Annotated in this window: 11 protein-coding genes; 1 reads left to right on the top strand and 10 read right to left on the bottom strand. The window is 70.5% G+C overall.

Going from position 1 to position 16,219, the window contains the following annotated elements:
* The first annotated feature begins 255 nt into the window (after positions 1-255).
* Positions 256-1,629 (top strand): exonuclease domain-containing protein, encoded by a 1,374-nt coding sequence (locus ACQPYK_RS19255; RefSeq protein ID WP_433257036.1) that lies wholly within the window; start codon positions 256-258, stop codon positions 1,627-1,629.
* A gap of 145 nt (positions 1,630-1,774) precedes the next feature.
* Here the strand turns inward: ACQPYK_RS19255 and ACQPYK_RS19250 are convergent, their stop codons facing one another.
* The 10 genes from ACQPYK_RS19250 to ACQPYK_RS19205 all read right to left on the bottom strand — a co-directional run bounded on the left by ACQPYK_RS19250 (position 1,775) and on the right by ACQPYK_RS19205 (position 16,198).
* Positions 1,775-3,148: an L-serine ammonia-lyase gene (locus ACQPYK_RS19250; RefSeq protein ID WP_433257035.1), complete on the bottom strand. Its 1,374-nt coding sequence runs from the start codon at positions 3,146-3,148 to the stop codon at positions 1,775-1,777.
* The gene (locus tag ACQPYK_RS19245; RefSeq protein WP_433257034.1) at positions 3,145-3,723 is read right to left on the bottom strand and encodes a sarcosine oxidase subunit gamma; all 579 of its coding nucleotides are present in this window, start codon (positions 3,721-3,723) and stop codon (positions 3,145-3,147) included. Before ACQPYK_RS19245 ends, ACQPYK_RS19250 begins: the two co-directional genes overlap by 4 nt.
* Positions 3,716-6,484 (bottom strand): 2Fe-2S iron-sulfur cluster-binding protein, encoded by a 2,769-nt coding sequence (locus ACQPYK_RS19240; RefSeq protein ID WP_433257032.1) that lies wholly within the window; start codon positions 6,482-6,484, stop codon positions 3,716-3,718. Before ACQPYK_RS19240 ends, ACQPYK_RS19245 begins: the two co-directional genes overlap by 8 nt.
* Entirely contained in the window at positions 6,481-6,759 is a 279-nt protein-coding gene (locus tag ACQPYK_RS19235; protein WP_433257030.1) for a sarcosine oxidase subunit delta, read from the bottom strand. Before ACQPYK_RS19235 ends, ACQPYK_RS19240 begins: the two co-directional genes overlap by 4 nt.
* Positions 6,760-6,772: 13 nt before the next feature.
* On the bottom strand, positions 6,773-7,990 hold the full coding sequence (locus ACQPYK_RS19230; protein ID WP_433257028.1) for a sarcosine oxidase subunit beta family protein: 1,218 nt from the start codon (positions 7,988-7,990) through the stop codon (positions 6,773-6,775).
* Positions 7,990-9,300: a serine hydroxymethyltransferase gene (gene glyA / locus ACQPYK_RS19225; protein WP_433257026.1), complete on the bottom strand. Its 1,311-nt coding sequence runs from the start codon at positions 9,298-9,300 to the stop codon at positions 7,990-7,992. Before glyA ends, ACQPYK_RS19230 begins: the two co-directional genes overlap by 1 nt.
* Before the next feature lie 109 nt (positions 9,301-9,409).
* Positions 9,410-11,836 carry a GcvT family protein gene (locus ACQPYK_RS19220; protein ID WP_433257024.1) on the bottom strand — a complete coding sequence of 809 codons (2,427 nt, stop codon included), beginning with the start codon at positions 11,834-11,836 and terminating at the stop codon, positions 9,410-9,412.
* A 227-nt stretch (positions 11,837-12,063) separates the two neighbouring features.
* A complete protein-coding gene (locus ACQPYK_RS19215; RefSeq protein ID WP_433257022.1) occupies positions 12,064-13,053 on the bottom strand; it encodes an ABC transporter substrate-binding protein in 990 nt (329 codons plus the stop codon).
* A gap of 68 nt (positions 13,054-13,121) precedes the next feature.
* A complete protein-coding gene (locus ACQPYK_RS19210; protein WP_433257020.1) occupies positions 13,122-15,119 on the bottom strand; it encodes an ABC transporter permease in 1,998 nt (665 codons plus the stop codon).
* Positions 15,116-16,198 (bottom strand): quaternary amine ABC transporter ATP-binding protein, encoded by a 1,083-nt coding sequence (locus ACQPYK_RS19205; protein WP_433258840.1) that lies wholly within the window; start codon positions 16,196-16,198, stop codon positions 15,116-15,118. Before ACQPYK_RS19205 ends, ACQPYK_RS19210 begins: the two co-directional genes overlap by 4 nt.
* Positions 16,199-16,219 lie beyond the last annotated feature (21 nt).

The raw sequence follows: 16,219 nt of genomic DNA, 5'->3' as shown, positions 1-16,219 counted from the left end.
GCGGGCGGCGCGCCCCGCTCGCCTTGCGGCGGCACCATCTCATGGGATCTCAGCCGGACGCCGTTCTCGCGAAGGCGCCCTCTCGTAAAGGCATCGTCTCGTAGGAGCGCCGCCTCAGAAGAGCACCGTCTCGTGAAGGCACCGCCTCGTAAGAGTGCCGTCTCGCGAAGGCACCGGCTTGCGAAGGCGCGTGTCCTCGGAGGTATCCTCTCGCGGAGGCGTCGCCCTCGGGCGACTCCACCCCGAAGGAGGGTGATGCCCGGGACGGGCCGGCCGCACGGCTACGCGGTCATCGACGTCGAGACGACCGGCCTGCGGCCCTCGTGGAACGACCGGATGATCGAGATCGGGATCGTGCACCTGGACCTCGCGGGCGCGGTCACCGGCGAGTGGGTGACCTTGATCAACCCCGGGCGCGATCTCGGCCCCCAGCACATCCACGGCATCACCGCCGCCGACATCCGGCACGCCCCGGCGTTCGAGGAGATCGCGGGCGCGGTCGCCGAGCGGCTCGACGGCAGGGTCGTGGCCGCTCACAATCTCCCCTTCGACGTGAGCTTCGTCTCCCACGAGTTCGGCCGCATGGGCCTGGACACCCCGCTCGACCGCACGGCGGGAGTCTGCACGATGGCGTGGTCGGCCGAGTTCCTGCCCGGGGCGCCCAGAAGCCTGGCCGCCTGCTGCGCCAGGGCAGGAATCCCCCTCGACGACCACCACGAGGCTCTGGCCGACGCCCGCGCCGCCGCCGGGCTGCTACGCCACTACCTGGCGACCGCCGGCCAGGCGGCCCCGTGGGAGCCGCTGTTCGACACCGCCCGCGACTCCGCCTGGCCTCTGCTCGGCGATTCGGGGGCCGCCTGGGTACGGCGCGGCGTGGCGGCCGCGCGCGACCCGCACTTCCTGACCAGGATCGCCCACCGGCCGCCGGCACCGGCGCGGCCCGATTCCGGCACCGCCACCGCGCCCGATCACGGACCCGGCTCCGTACCCGATTACGGGCCCGGCTCCGCGCTTGATTCCGGACCCGGCTCCGTATCCGATTCAGAACCCGGCTCCGCGTCCGGTTCAGGGCTCGGTTCCAGGCCCGGATCCGAGGCCGCGACCGCCTATCTCACCCTGCTCGACCAGGTGCTCCTGGACCACCACATCTCGGTGTCGGAGGCCGACGCCCTCGTCCGGCTCGCCGCCGTCCTCGAACTCGGGCGGAGCGAGGTGGAACGGCTGCACCTGGACTATCTCGCCGCCCTGGCGCGGGCCGCCCTGGCCGACGGCCTCGTCACCGAGGACGGCAGGCACGAACTGGAGCTCGTCGCGACCCTCCTCGGCCTGTCCGCCGAGTCGGCGGAGCGGGCGCTGAGCGGAGCGATCGCCGGCTCGCCGCCGGATTTCACGCGCTTCAGCCTGACCCCGGGCGACCTGGTGGTCTTCACCGGCGAGATGGACGGTCCCCGCGACGACTGGGAGTGGCGTGCCCTCCAGGCGGGCTACGTCCCGCACGGCTACATCACCAAGAAGGTCCGGCTCCTGGTCGCCGCCGACCCCGACAGCCTGTCCACCAAGGCCCGCAAGGCTCGCGACTACGGCATCCCGATCGTCACCCCCGACGCCTTCGCCCGCATGCTCGGCTAGGACCCGGCCGACCTCGACCGTGACCTTTTCGAGGGCGGCGGCCTGCTACCCGGCCCGAACGCCGTCCTCGCCGGCCCCATGTTCGAGAAGTGGCTCGATGAGGACCACCCGGCCGGCGGCTGAGCGACGGGCGGAAGGGGAACGCTCAGCATTCGATGACGTTGACCGCGAGGCCTCCGCGGGCGGTCTCCTTGTACTTGACCTTCATGTCGGCGCCGGTCTCGCGCATCGTCTTGATGACCTGGTCGAGGGACACGTGGTGGGCGCCGTCCCCGTGCAGGGCCATGCGCGCCGCGGTGATGGCCTTCACCGACGCGACCGCGTTGCGCTCGATGCAGGGGATCTGCACCAGACCGCCCACCGGGTCACAGGTCAGGCCGAGATTGTGCTCCATGCCGATCTCGGCGGCGTTCTCCACCTGTTCCGGGGTGCCTCCGATGACCTCCGCGAGTCCCCCCGCGGCCATGGAGCAGGCGGAGCCGACCTCTCCCTGGCAGCCGACCTCGGCTCCCGAGATGGAGGCGTTCTCCTTGAACAGCACGCCGATCGCACCGGCCGTCAGCAGGAACCGCACCACGCCGTCGTCGTCGGCGCCCGGCACGAACCGGGTGTAGTAGCCCAGCACGGCGGGCACGATGCCCGCCGCCCCGTTGGTCGGCGCCGTCACCACCCGGCCGCCGACGGCGTTCTCCTCGTTGACCGCGAGGGCGGACAGCGTGACCCACTCGATGGCGCGCAGCGGGTCGGCGGAGTCCGCCCGGCTCTCCAGCGCCTGGCGCAGCGCGGCTGCCCGGCGGCGTACCTTCAGCCCGCCGGGCAGCGTTCCCTCGCGGGTCGAACCGCGCTCCACGCACTGGCGCATCACCCGCCAGATGTCGAGCAACCGGTCGCGTATCTCCCCCTCGCCACGCCACGCCTTCTCGTTCTCCATCATGATCGCGCTGATCGGCAGGCCGGTGGCCCTTGTGTGCGCGAGCAGTTCGGCGCCCGTGCCGAAGGGATATCGCACCGGGGTGGCGTCGGGCACGATCCGGTCGGCGCCGGTCGCCGACTCGTCCACCACGAACCCGCCGCCCACCGAGTAGTACGTGCGTTCGCGCGTCCGCTCACCGGTCGAGTCGTAGGAGGTGAAGAGCATGCCGTTGGAGTGGTAGGGCAGCCTCTGCCGCCGATGCATGACGAGATGGTCGTCCTCTGTGAAGCGGATCTCGTGCTTTCCCAGCAGCCGCACGGTCGCGGTCTCGCGGATCCGCCGCAGCACCGTGTCGATGCCGTCCGTGTCGACCGTCTCGGGAGCCTCCCCCTCCAGGCCGAGCAGCACCGCCTTGGGGCTGCCGTGCCCGTGTCCCGTCGCGCCGAGCGAGCCGAACAGCTGCACCCGGATCTCGGCCGTCGCTTCGAGCAGGCCGTCTCGTGCCAGGCCCTCGACGAAGAGCCCGGCGGCGCGCATCGGCCCGACCGTGTGGGAGCTGGATGGACCGATCCCGACCTTGAACAGGTCGAAGACGCTGACGGTCATCCGTCTGATCCGTTTCGTGGCGGAAGGTATTCGGCTGCCGCGTCGAGCAGCCAGTCGGCGAGGTAGCCGGCGAACGACGAACGCACGAACACCATGAACTCCTCACCCTCGTGGGCGGCGAGCAGGACCTGGGCACGGGCCAGCGTGGTCTGGGCGCACCGGCCGGGACCGAAGAGGCGGGGGTGCAGGTCGAGCGCGCAGCCGTGGGCCAGCAGGTCGCGTGCCCGGGGTCCGGCCACGAGCAGGGCGGTCCGCTGCGCCGAGACGTCGGTGACCGCGACGTGCTCGGTCCCGGCCGCGGCCCGCAGCCGGGCCTGCAGATTCTCCTCCCCGCCGGGCTCGGCGACGACCAGCCACTCGTCGGGGCCGAGCCACAGCACGTCGGCTTCCGCGCTCGCGTACGTGCCGGGCTCCGTGGGCAGCGGCGTGCCGAGGGCGAGCCCGATGTCGCCGGCCGCGGGGCTCTTGGCGTCCACCCGCAGGTTGATCTGGATGAGGAACGGCACTTCCAGGATGCACAGGTCGTCGCTCGACACCGGCTCGAACCGGGTCAGCGGACTCAGTCGCTCAGCCATCGCGGCGTGCTCCCTCGGGATCGTAGAGGACGTGATGGGTGACCGTGACGGGAACCAGGTCGTCCCCGACCGGCACGTAGAGTCGCTCGCCGACGCGCTCGCGCCCGCCGCTTACCAGGGCGAGCGCGAAGGTCCGCCCGAGCGCCGCGCTGCGGTAGCTGGAGGTGACGTGACCGAGCATCGGGACCGGCGGCTCGGGCAACCGGTCGCCGGCCACCAGGTGGGCGCCCTCTGGCAGCAGACGCCCCGGATCGACCGGTAGCAGGCCGACCAGGTGCTTGCGGTCGGCCCTGAGCGCGTCGGCACGCGCGTAGGACCGCTTGCCGACGAAGTCGGCCTTCTTCTTGGACACCACCCAGTCCATGCCCAGGTCGGCCGGGGTGACGGTGCCGTCGGTGTCCTGGCCGACGATGGGATAGCCCTTCTCCGCCCGGAGCACGTGCATGGTCTCGGTCCCGTACGGTGTGACGACGCCGGTCTCCTGGACCGCCTTCCACAGCGCGAGCCCGTCCCAGGAGCTGACGTTGATCTCGTAGGCCAGCTCGCCGGAGAAGCTGATCCGGCACACCCGCGCCTCGATGCCCGCCACCCGGGTGTCCCGCCAGGTCATGAACGGGAAGCTCGCGTTGTCCACGGCCAACTCGGGGGCGAGTGCGGCCAGCACGTCCCGCGAGCCGGGCCCGGCGAGCGCCACGGTCGCCCACTGCTCGGTGACCGAGGTGCAGTAGACCTTCAGGGACGGCCACTCGGTCTGCAGCCATTCCTCCATCCAGTCCAGGACGGCGGCGGCGTTGCCCGTGGTCGTGGTCACCAGGAAACGGTCCTCCGCCAGGCGGATCACCGTCCCGTCGTCGAAGACCATCCCGTCGGGCCGGCACATCACCCCGTAGCGGATCGCGCCGACCTTGAGCGTGCTCATCATGTTGGTGTAGAGCCGGTCGAGCAGCTCGGCGGCGTCCGGCCCCTGGACGTCGATCTTGCCGAGCGTGGAGGCGTCCATCGCCCCCGCGCCCTGCCGTACGGCCGCGCACTCCCGCAGGACCGCGGCCTCCATGTCCTCGCCCGGGCGGGGGTAGTACCAGGGCCGCTTCCACTGCCCGACGTTCTCGAACAGGGCGCCACGCGCCACGTGCCAGTCGTGCAGCGGGGTGACCCGGACGGGGTCGTGCAGCGCTCCCCTGTCGCGGCCGGCGAGGGTGGCGAAGCTGACCGGCGTGTACGGCGCGCGGAAGGTGGTGGTGCCGAGCTCCTCGACGTCCACGCCGAGGAAGTGGGCGACGATCCCGCTGGTCAGCACCCCGGAGGTCTTGCCCTGGTCGTGGGCGGTCCCGGCGGTGGTGTAGCGCTTGACGTGCTCGACCGACCGGAGCCCGGCTCCGGTCGCCCGCATGACGTCGGCGACGGTCACGTCCCGTTGCAGATCGACGAAGTGGCTGCGGTAGTCCTCCCCGGGCACCAGCCACACATGCTCGGCGGGAGTCGCCGTGACCTCCTCGGCGCGGGGAACCGGCCTGCGGCGGTCCGCCGGGAAGCCTGCCGACTCCGCCGCCCGCGCTCCGGCCTCGGCTCCGTCCGTGAGGCAACCGGCAAGGGTGAACACCCCTCGCGCGGCCCCCGCGACCTCCACCGCCTGGCGGACGGCCGCGGGGAGGAACGTGCCGAGCTCCTCGTCGTAGCGCAGCTGCCCGCCCGCCTGACTGAACAGGTGGACCACGGGGTTCCAGCCCCCCGAGACGAGCAGCAGATCGGCCTCGAACTCGCGCCCCCCGGAGACGGTCACCGAGGAGACGCCCTCCCGGCCGCCCACCCCGGTGACGAGGTGCCCGGCGAGCACGTCGGCTCCGTCCCAGGCCGGGCCGCCGCCGCGCCGCGCGTCGACGACGGCCGCGATCTCGACGCCGGCGGCCGCCAGGTCGTGGGCCGCGGCGTAGGCGCTGTCGTTGGTGGTGAACACCACGGCGCGACGGCCCGGCAGTACGCCGTACCGGTTGACGTAGGCGCGGGCTGCGCCGGCGAGCATGACACCCGGCCGGTCGTTGCCGGCGAAGGCGATCGACCGCTCGTGCGCGCCGGTCGCCAGCACGACGCGCCGGGCGCGGATGCGCCAGACGCGCTCGCGGGAGGACGCCCGCTCCCCGCGGCGCTCCACCGCGACCAGATAGTTGTCGTCGTAGTGGCCGAACACGCTGGTGCGGGTCAGCACGCGCACCTCGGGGTGGCCGTCCAGCTCGGTCAGCGCGGCGGCGACCCAGTCCGCGCCGGGGCGGCCGTCGATCGTCTCCATGGTGTCCGGCAGGCTGCCGCCGGCCACGGGCCGGTCGTCGGCGAGGATCACCCGGGCGCCCGAGCCGGCGGCGGACAGCGCCGCGGAGAGCCCGGCGGGTCCGGCGCCGATCACCAGGACGTCGCAGTGGGCGTACACGCCGTCGTAGCGCGCCGGGTCGGGGTCCTCGCTCAGCCGGCCCTTTCCCGGCAGGCCCCTGGCCACCAGCCCGTCGTACAGCTCGACGGTGGTGGCCTGGAGCATCGGCTCGGGGAAGGGATGCTCGATCTGGACGAGCGCGTTCGGCTCCTCGGTCCACGCGGCGAAAACGCCCCGGGGCCGGTTGTGCGCGATGCTCGTCGACACCGTGCGCACCCCGTTGGCGAGCAGGGCCGCGGCGAGCGTGTCACCGCGGTGACCCTCGTAGTCCCGGCCGTCGAACCGGAACCGCAGCACCTCGCCCTGACGCCCGTCCATGCGGAATCGCTGGGAGCTCATGCGATCACCGGCCTTTGCTCACCCGCGCGGTAGACGGCGTGGATCTCGTTGGTGGCGGTGTCCCGGACCACGTTGAACCAGCGGCGGCACCCGGCCGTGTGGTTCCACCGTTCGGCGAACGGCCCCTTGGGGTTGTCGCGGAAGAACAGGTAACGGGCCCATTCGTTGTCGGAGAGTGCGGCCGGGTCGTCGGGGTAGGCGACGTGCGCCTGCCCGCCGTAGTGGAACTCGGCCTCGTCGCGTGGCCCGCACCACGGACATGGGATCAGCAGCATCGGTGGGGCTCCTTCAGTGGGCTACCGCGGCGGCGCCGTGCTCGTCGACGAGCGCGCCCGTGGTGAATCGTTCGAGGGAGAAGGGGGCGTTGAGCGGGTGCGGCTCGCCGTGGGCGATCGTATGGGCGTAGCACCACCCGACTCCCGGCGTGGCCTTGAACCCGCCGGTGCCCCAGCCGCAGTTGACGTACAGCTCGTCCACCGGGGTGAGCCCGACGATCGGCGAGGCGTCCGGGCTGACGTCCACCACCCCGCCCCAGGTCCGCAGCACGTGCGCCCGCGCGAAGACGGGGAACAGCTCCAGCGCGGCCGCCATCTGCCGTTCGATGATGTGGAAGGCGCCGCGCTGCCGGTAGGAGTTGTAGGCGTCGATGCCCGCTCCCATCACCAGCTCGCCCTTGTGCGCCTGGCTGACGTAGACGTGCACGGCGTTGGACATGACCACCGTCGGGTGCACGGGCTCCAGCAGCTCCGAGACCAGCGCCTGCAGCGGATGGCTCTGCACCGGAAGCTCCAGCCCCGCCATGCCCGCCACGACCGAGGAGTGCCCGGCCGCGCACAGCGCCACCTTGCCGGCCGCGATGCGGCCCCTGGTGGTCTGTACGGCTTGCACCCGCCCGTCGGCGACGTCGATCCCGGTGACCTCGCAGTGCTCGATCAGGTCGACGCCCAGCGCCGCGGCGGCGCGGGCGAAGCCCCACGCGACGTAGTCGTGTTTGGCGATCCCGGCCCGCGGCTGGTAGGTCGCGCCCAGCACCGGATAGCGCACGTCGGGCGAGACGTTGACGATCGGGCAGACCTCTTTGACCTCGTCGGGGCCGAGCCACTCGGCGTCGACGCCGTTGAGCCGGTTGGCGTTGACGCGGCGCACGCTCTCGCGGACGTCCTGCAGGCTGTGGGCGAGGTTGAGCACGCCGCGCTGGCTGAACAGGATCGGGTAGCCGAGGTCCTCCTCAAGCCCCTCCCACAGCTTCAGCGAATGCTCGTAGATGCCGGCGCTCTCGTCCCACAGGTAGTTGGACCGGATGATCGTGGTGTTGCGGGCCATGTTGCCGCCCGCCAGCCACCCCTTCTCCAGCACCGCGATGTTGGTGATCCCGTGGTTCTTGGCCAGGTAGTAGGCCGTGGCCAGGCCGTGGCCGCCCCCTCCGACGATCACCACGTCGTAGGAGGCCTTCGGCTCGGGACTGCTCCACAGCCAGTCGGGGTGCTCGGGCAACTCGTCGCTCATCATGCTCCTTCCGTGAGGCCGTGGAGCTCGGGGAGCTCGGGGTAGAGCGGGTGCTTGGCGGCGAGGGTCTCGACCCGCCCGCGCAGATGTGCCAGCGTGGCTTCCCCGCCGTCACCGATCAGGGTCTCCGCGATGATGTCGGCGACCTCCGAGAAGTCCGGGGCCCGGAACCCGCGTGTCGCCAGGGCCGGGGTGCCGATCCGCAGGCCCGAGGTGACCATCGGCGGCCGGGGATCGAAGGGGACGGCGTTGCGGTTGACGGTGATGCCGGCCGTGTGCAGCCGGTCCTCCGCCTCTTTTCCGTTCAGCTCGGATTCGCGCAGGTCGACCAGGACCAGGTGGACGTCCGTGCCGCCGGACAGCACCCGGACACCGGCCGCCGCGGTGTCCGCCGCCAGCAGCCGGTCCGACAGGATCCGCGCTCCTTCGAGCGTGCGGCGCTGGCGGTCCCGGAACCACTCCCCCGCGGCGATCTTGAAGGACACCGCCTTCGCCGCGATGACGTGTTCGAGCGGCCCGCCCTGCTGGCCGGGGAACACCGATGAGTTGATCTTCTTAGCCAGGTCCTCGGTGGACAGGATCACCCCGCCCCGCGGCCCGCCGAGGGTCTTGTGCGTCGTGGTCGTCACCACGTGGGCGTGCGGCACCGGGGAAGGGTGCAGCCCGGCCGCCACCAGGCCGGCGAAGTGCGCCATGTCCACCATGAGGTAGGCGCCGACCTCGTCGGCGATCCGCCGGAAGGCCGCGAAGTCGAGTTGGCGCGGGTAGGCCGACCAGCCCGCGATGATCAGCTTCGGCCGGTGCTCCCTGGCGAGCCTTTCGACCTCGTCCATGTCGACGAGGCTGTCGCTTTCCCGCACGTGGTAGGCGACGACGTTGTACAGCCTGCCGGAGAAGTTGATGCGCATGCCGTGGGTGAGGTGGCCGCCGTGCGCCAGGTCCAGGCCCAGAATGGTGTCCCCGGGCTCCAGCAGCGCTGCCATGGCCGCCGCGTTGGCCTGCGCCCCCGAGTGCGGCTGCACGTTGGCGGCCTCGGCGCCGAACAGGGCCTTCACCCTGTCGATGGCCAGGCTCTCCACGACGTCGACATGCTCGCAACCGCCGTAGTAGCGCCTGCCGGGATATCCCTCGGCGTACTTGTTGGTGAGCACGGAACCCTGGGCGAGCATGACCGACACCGGAGCGAAGTTCTCCGACGCGATCATCTCCAGCGTGGACTGCTGGCGGCGCAGCTCGGCGTCGATCGCGACCGCGATCTCCGGGTCGACCTCGGCGAGCGGCGCGTCCATCGGCGATTCGGATGCGTTCATTGGAAACCTCGTTCTGCGGTCTCGACAACGGTGGTGAACGGGATGGCGTGGGCGGCGGCGCTCTGCACGCCGCCGGAGGTCTGTGTGGTCACGGGTCTCCTCCCTGGCCCTAGCCGCGCAGGCGTTCCATCGCCGGGTCGTAGAGCGGCTCCTCCGCGACGACGGCGGTGACCCGCTGGTCGAAGTAGCCGATGTGGAGCACCTGCCCGGGGACGGACAGCCCGGCCGGCAACCAGGCGTAGGCGATGCCCTTGCCGATCGTGTAGCCGTAGGCGGCGCTGGTGACGTATCCGACGCAGTCGTCGCCGTCGTAGACGGGCTCCTTGCCCATGACGACGGAGGCGGGGTCGTCGATCGTCAGGCAGGTCAGCCGGCGCTCGACCCCGGCGCGGCGCTCCTCCAGGGCCGCGCGGCCGATGAAGTCGCCCTTGCCGTCCTTGCGTACGGCGAAGCCGAGGCCGGCCTCGTAGGGGTCGTGCTCGTAGGTCATGTCGGTGCCGAAGGAGCGGTAGCCCTTCTCCAGCCGCAGGCTGTTGAAGGCGCCGCGGCCACCGGCGATGATCCCGTGGCTCTGTCCCGCCTCCCAGAGGGTGTCCCACAGCTTGGCGCCCATGTCGGCGGTCGTGTAGAGCTCCCAGCCGAGCTCTCCGACGTAGGACAGCCGCAGCGCGGTGACGGGCACCGTGCCGACGTGACCCTGCTTCCCGCGGAAGTAGCGGAAGCCGCCCTGGGCGAAGTCGGGACCGGCCAGCGGGGCCACGACGTCGCGGGCGCGGGGGCCCCAGATCCCGATGCAGCAGGTTCCGCTCGTGATGTCCCTGACCACGACGGATCCGTCGGACGGGAGGTGGTGGTGGAACCAGTCGAGGTCGAGGTTGCCGTTGGCGCCGACCTGGAACAGGTCCCGGTCGATCCGGGCGACGGTGATGTCGCTGCGGATGCCGCCGTCTTCGTTCAGCAGGAGGCAGTAGGTCACCGAGCCGACGGACTTGTCGACGTCGCCCGTCGAGATCCGCTGCAGGAAGGCGGCGGCTCCGGGACCGCTGACCTCGATCCGCTTGAGCGCGGTCATGTCGTACATCGCGACGGACTCGCGGGAGGCCTGGGCCTCGGCGGCGACGATCGGCGACCAGTAGCGGGAGGCCCAGTCGTTCGGCTGGGGGATGTCCCGACCTTCGAGCAGCCGGGCGTTGGCGCCGTACCACTGGGGACGCTCCCAGCCGCCGGCCTCCAGGAAGAACGCGTCGAGCTCCCGCTGCCGCGCGTGGAACGGGCTGGTGCGCAGCGGGCGCAGGTTCTCCGGCGGCTGCAGCGGGTGGATGATGTCGTAGACCTCGACGAAGTTCTGGCAGTCGCGGGTCAGGACGTACTCCGGGGCGAGCTGGTGGGGCTCGAACCGGTTGACGTCGCACTCGTGCAGGTCGAAGGACGAGCAGTAGCCGTCCGCCAGCCATTCGGCCATGGCCCGCGCGACACCCGCCGAATGCGTCACCCACACGGCCTCGGCGACCCAGAAGCCCTTCACCTGGGGCGACTCGCCCATCAGCGGCATGTTGTCGGTGGTGAAGGAGAACAGGCCGTTGATGCCCTCTTCGATCTTGGCTTCCTGCGTCGAGGGCAGCAGCGACCGGGTCTCGGTCCACGCCGGGGCGAAGTCGTCCTCGGTGAACGGCGTCACCGACGGCATCACCTCGGCCGCCTCGATCGAGAGGATCTCCTCCGGGCGGATCGGCATGGGGCGGTGGCCGTAGTAGCCGATGCCCAGCTGATCGAACCGGTCCCGGTAGTAAAGGTCGGCGTCCTGGTGGCGCAGGATCGGCCGGACGGCCTCCTCGGTCTGTCCGCTCAGCGCGGGAATGGGACCGGTCCAGGCGAGCTGGTGCGCCAGCGGGGTCAGCGGGAGCGACATCCCCACCATGCCCGCGACCTTCGGACCCCAGATGCCCGCGCAGCACACCACCAGGTCCGCCGGGATCTCACCCTGGTCGGTGACGACGGCGACGACCCGGTCGTCCTCGACGCGGATGTCCAGCACCTCGTGCCGCTCCAGCACCCGCACGCCCCGCTCCTGGGCGAGCCGGAGCTGGGCCTCGACGGCGCGCACGGCCTTGGCCAGGCCGTCGGTGGGCAGGAAGAGCCCGCCCAGAATCCGATCGGGGTCGAGCAGCGGGTGCCGCTCCACACACTCCGCGGGCGTGAGCAGGTGCGCCTCGACGCCCCAGGCGGTGACCCAGCCGTGGCGGCGGCGCAGCTCGACGAGCCTCTCGGGCGTGGTGGCCACCTCGAGGCCGCCCACCTGGAGGAAGCAGTCCAGGGAGACGAACTTCTCGACGGTGTAGCGGGCCATCTCCGTCATGGTCTTGGACGAGTTGGTCTGGAAGACCAGCCCGGGCGCGTGGGAGGAGGATCCGCCCGTGGACGGCACGGCGCCCTGGTCGACCACGGTGATGTCGTCCCAGCCTCTCGCGGAGAGCTCGTCCGCGAGGGCGGCCCCGACGACTCCGGCTCCGATGATGACGACGCGCTGGCCTGCCATACACACCTCCGTCGTTGCGCAGTCCGAAACACTGTGCGCTTCTCGCAACAGGTTCTCCTCCCTGAGACGTGCTGTCAAGGATTAAAAAAGGTCAGATCGGCCAGCCGTACAGAAAGAACACGGAACATGACATCGGGCACGGCACGGACGCCATAGTCGTCCGTGCCGTGCCCGATGGGAGGGAACACCGGCGAGGGGGACCCCGTCGAGGACGGGGCCGGCACCGTTCAGGAGGCGGGCAGCCAGGCCTTCACCTTGTCGGGGTTGTCGTTTACCCACTTCTCCGCCGCGTCCTCGGCCGTCATCTTGTCCTCGGAGATGTACTTGGCCACCGTGTTCTGGTCGTCGTTGGTCCAGGTGAAGTTCTTGACCAGCTCGTACGCCGGGCTGCCCGAGTCCGCGAACTTCTTGCTCACGATCTTGTCGAGCTCGTAGAGCGGATAGTCGCAGGCCACCTTCTCGGCGTCGGCGTCACAGCCCTCGGTGTACTTCGGCAGGTTGACCTTGACCAGCTTCACCTCGGACAGGAACCACTGCGGCTCATAGAAGTACCCGATCATCGGGGTCTTCTGCTTCTCGGCCTGTCTGAACCCGGTGATGAGCGCCGCCTCGCTGCCCGCGTAGACGACCTTGTAGTCCAGGTTCAGGTTCTTGACCAGGGCCGCGTCGTTGGTGACGAACGACGGGTCACCGTCCAGAAGCTGCCCCTTGCCTCCCGACTCGGAGCTCTTGAACAGGGCGGCGTACTTGTTGAGGTTCTTCCAGTCGGTGATGTCGGGATACTTCTCGGCCATCCACGGCGGCACGTACCAGCCGATGACTCCCTTGTTCCCCGTCGGACCCGCCGAAACGGCGACCTTCTGATCCTCGATGTATTTCTTCTTCAGGTCGTCGTGGGCCCAGTTCTCCACGACCGCGTCCACCTGGCCCGTGGCGAACCCCTGCCAGGCCACCTCTTCCTTCAGATCCTTCTTGGTGACCTTGCACCCGAGCTTCTTCTCGGCCACATGGGCGATCACCGCCGCGTTGGCCTCGTATCCCACCCACGGGTTGACCGCGATGGTCACCGAGCCGCACTGCTTGTTCGCACCCTGGCCGCCGTCACTCGACGCGGCTGTGCTCTCGCCGACCTTCGCTCCGCCGCACGCGGAGACGAGGAGGCCGGTGGCGACCACGAGCACGATCGCCCGCGGTTGCCCGATCCTCTTGGCTGTCACTTAGGTCCTCCTATGTCTGAGGCCGCCTCCGGCAGCCGTTCGTCCGGGGCACCGTGTGTACCCGGTGTTCAGTGCGACGTGTGTGCCGCGGTGTCCGCCCGTCGCGCCGCCGCCCGGGTGATCCGCTCCAGCAGGATGCCGAGCACCACGATCGCCACCCCGGCGGCCAGCCCCTTGCCGCGCAGCTGCAACTGGGAGAAACCGGCCACCACGTCGTAACCGAGCGCCCCAGCCCCCACCAGGCCGCCCACCACCACCATGGCCAGCACGTAGATGAGCCCCTGGCTGGTGGCGAGGGTCACCGCGCTGCGCGCCATCGGCAGTTGCACCTTCGAGATCAGCTGCCAGGTGTTCGACCCCGCGGCGGTCGCGGCCTCCACCGTGCTGGCCGAGACGCCCCGTATGCCGTCCGCCGTGAGCTTGATCGCCACCGGCGCGGCGTAGACGACCGCCGCGATGATGGCGGTGAACCGGGTCGCGCCGAACAGACCCAGGATCGGCACCAGGTACACGAAGGCGGGCATGGTCTGCCCGGCGTCCAGCACCGGCCGCAGCACCTGGTCGACGCGGTCGCTGCGCCCCATCCAGACACCGAGGGAGATTCCCAGGACCATCACCAGCACGGTGGCGACCAGCGTCGAGGCCAGCGTCACCATGCTGTCCTGCCACAGACCGAGCCCGACGAGGATGCCGATGCACGCGGCGCAGACGAGCACCACCCGGCCGTTGCCCAGGATCACGGCGAACGCGAGCAGGACGAGGCCGACGAGCCACCACGGCGAGCCCGTCAGCAGCGCCTCGAACGGGTTCAGCAGGGCATGGGAGATGAGGTTCTTGAAGGCGCTGGTATAGGCGAACAGGTTGTCCTGCGACCACTGGCTGGCCGCGTCGGCGCTACGCCGCACGTACGAGCCCACGTCCGCCTCGCCGGGGAACTTCGCCGCCCACACGTAGGTGTAGGACAGATAGACCAGGATCCCGGTGACCCCCAGAACCACCGCGACCTCGGCGCGGCGGTGTCCCGGCCCTTGCGCACGGCCGGCTCGGTGACCGGCCTCGACGCGCCGACCGGCCGCCGAGGTCACCCTATCGAGCACGATCGCCATGATGACGATGGCCAGACCGGCGTTGAAGGCCGTACCGACGTCCAGCGTCTCCAGCGCCTTGAGCACGGTCTTGCCCAGCCCGGGCGCGTCGATGAGCGCGGCGATGGTGGCCATCGACAGCGCCGCCATGATGGTCTGGTTGACACCGACGACGATGGTCCGCTTGGCCAACGGAAGTCGCACCTTGCTGAGCGACTGCCACGGGGTCGAGCCCAGCGAGGTGCTGGCCTCCAGGATCGCGGGCCGTACCTCCCGTATCCCGTGGGCGGTGATCCGGATCGCCGGCGGAACCGCGTAGACGATCGTCGCCACGGTGGCGCTGGCCGGCCCGATGAGGAAGAACAGGGTGAGCGGCGCGAGATAGACGAAGGTCGGCATCGTCTGCATGAAGTCGAGCACCGGGGTGACCAGCCGGTTGAACCGGTCGTCGACTCCCGCCCAGACGCCGAGCGGGATGCCTATCAACAGCGAGAGCGCGACGGCGGCCAGGGTGAGGGCGAGGGTGTCCATGCTCTCCTCCCACAGGCCGAGCAGGCCGAAGGAGACGAAGCCCGCCACGGTCAGCAGCGCGACCCTGCGGTTGCCGTACAGCAGCGCGACCGCCGCGGCAATGGCGACCACGCCCAGCCAGCCGATGACCGGAACCGGCCGGCCGAAGGAGGGCTGGCTGATCAGGCCCTGCACGAACGCGACGGACTCGTCGAGGAAGAGCCGAATGTAGTTGATGAAGTAGAGGAACAGCGGGTTTTCGTTCCTGCCGTTGTCAATGGCTTCGCTGCCCTCGTTGAGGCGTGTGTGCAACGGCGTGAGGTCGGCGCCGCCGAGTTGGAGGGTGTCCTGGCCCCGGACGAAGAACCAGACCACCACCCACCCCACGACGACGGCGGCGAGCAGGTAATGCCGGGGCCAGGCATGCCGGCGTCGCAGGCCGGCCGACAGCACGGCCAGCGCGGCTGTCACAGCCGCTCCTCGGGAGACTCCGCGATCACCGCGAGGATCTCCTCGCTCGTGATGACGCCCAGCAGCTCGCCGTCGGCGACGACCTTGACCGGATGCCCCGCGCGAAGAACGGTGTGCACCGCGTCGCGGACGACGACTTCGGGCCCGAGTTCGGGTCCCTCCAGCGATTCGCCGGGACGGGGCGGGCGCATGATCCACCGAGCCGTGAGGACGTGCGAGCGGGGCACGTCCCGGACGAATTCCCGCACGTAGTCGTCGACGGGCGCCCCGACGACCTCGTCGGGCGCTCCCATCTGGACGAGCTCGCCGTCACGCATGATGAGGATGCGATCGCCGAGTTTGAGCGCCTCGCTCAGGTCGTGCGTGATGAAGATCATCGTCTTGCCGACCTCACGGTGCAGGCGGATGACCTCGTTCTGCATGTCCCGCCGAATCAGCGGGTCGAGCGCCGAGAACGGCTCGTCGAAGAAGAGCACGTCGGGGTCGACCGCGAGCGCCCGGGCCAGCCCGACGCGCTGCTGCATGCCGCCGGAGAGCTGGTCGGGGTAGGAGCCCTCGCAGCCGGAGAGCCCGACGAGCTCGATCATCTCCCGTGCCCGCTCGTAGCGGGTCTCCTTGCCCACCCCGCGGATCTCCAGCCCATAGGCGACGTTGTCCAGGACCCGCCGGTGCGGCAGCAGGCCGAAGTGCTGGAAAACCATGGCGAAGCGGCGCCGGCGCAGCTCACGCAGCTGCTTGTCGCCGGCCTTGCGGATGTCCTCGCCATCGAACAGCACCTCGCCCGCCGTCGGCTCGATCAGCCGGGTCAGGCAGCGCACGAGGGTGGACTTGCCCGATCCGGACAGGCCCATGACGACGAAGACCTCTTGGGGCCGCACGGTGAAGGAGACGTCGCGGATTCCCGCGACGCATCCTGTTTTTGTCTTCAGCTCGCTGCGTGACAGGCCTTCCAACGCTGTTCCGACGACCCGGTCGGAACGCGGGCCGAAGACCTTCCACAGACCGCGCACGTCGAGGACGGCCCGGCCCTCGCCCGGCGCGGAGACGCTCGGCTGTACCTGTTTGGTCGGTGACGTCATGGTCATGACCACCTCATGGTC

Source organism: Streptosporangium sp. CA-135522 (genome assembly GCF_050949235.1).
In the GTDB taxonomy this organism is placed as follows: Bacteria; Actinomycetota; Actinomycetes; order Streptosporangiales; family Streptosporangiaceae; genus Streptosporangium.
The sequence above is the reverse complement of the archived record's forward strand: the minus strand, read 5'-3'. Positions and strand labels throughout refer to the sequence as shown.